Source organism: Klebsiella sp. HN106, assembly GCF_051209435.1.
GTDB classification, from domain to species: domain Bacteria; phylum Pseudomonadota; class Gammaproteobacteria; order Enterobacterales; family Enterobacteriaceae; genus Klebsiella; species Klebsiella oxytoca.
Genome location: NZ_JBLURD010000088.1, coordinates 1 through 653, shown reverse-complemented (window position 1 = coordinate 653; position 653 = coordinate 1). Strand labels below are relative to the sequence as shown.

Genomic DNA, 653 nt, shown 5'->3' with positions numbered 1-653 from the left:
TCTGTATTTCTCATGGCCGTCAGCCTGTCGACCATACTCAGCCCACCGCCGGTTGCAGGTGTTGGAGTATCAGAACAGATGCATACAATATTCTCAAAGTCGCGTAAACAAAAGTGATTGTCCTGCGAGAAACCGTTGTACCTCAGTACGTTCACACCAGGAAAAATCCCCCGAAGAACAAGCTTTTTCGGCATTGTATATTGCCGTGCATTGCTTTTAAAACTTCGGTCAAGCTTGTTGAGAACATCAACGAAACCTTCTGCAAGCGTGTCTCGTCTGTTAGCCAGTGCATGCTGTAATGTTCCCTTAACAATCTCCAGGGAAGCGACGGGCGGATCCGTACGTAGGGATTCGTTAAAGGCTTCTTTTTGCTTATGGTTCCAGTACCGGTCCATACCTGTTTCTTCAAAGAGCCTTTTCCACGTTTTACGGTCAATTTCCTTACGCCCCTCCTCGATGGTGCGATCCAGTGACGACGGAAGACCAAATGCGTTGGGCTGCATAATTCTGCTGGTGAAGAGAGAGAGACCGCACAGTTCCGACGCTTCCGAGATTAACCGCATCCCTTCTTCGAATTTCTGCATGGCCATATCCCGGGCGCTGATGAGCTGCCCTGTCCGGCTCGCCGGTACTGGCTCAGAACCCTGGTTTTG

1 protein-coding gene is annotated in these 653 nt (G+C 50.1%); it reads right to left on the bottom strand.

Going from position 1 to position 653, the window contains the following annotated elements; translation table 11 throughout:
* A partial coding sequence (locus tag ACSIPU_RS30455) for a DUF4942 domain-containing protein (RefSeq protein ID WP_435322477.1) occupies positions 1–653 on the bottom strand: 653 nt, incomplete at both ends.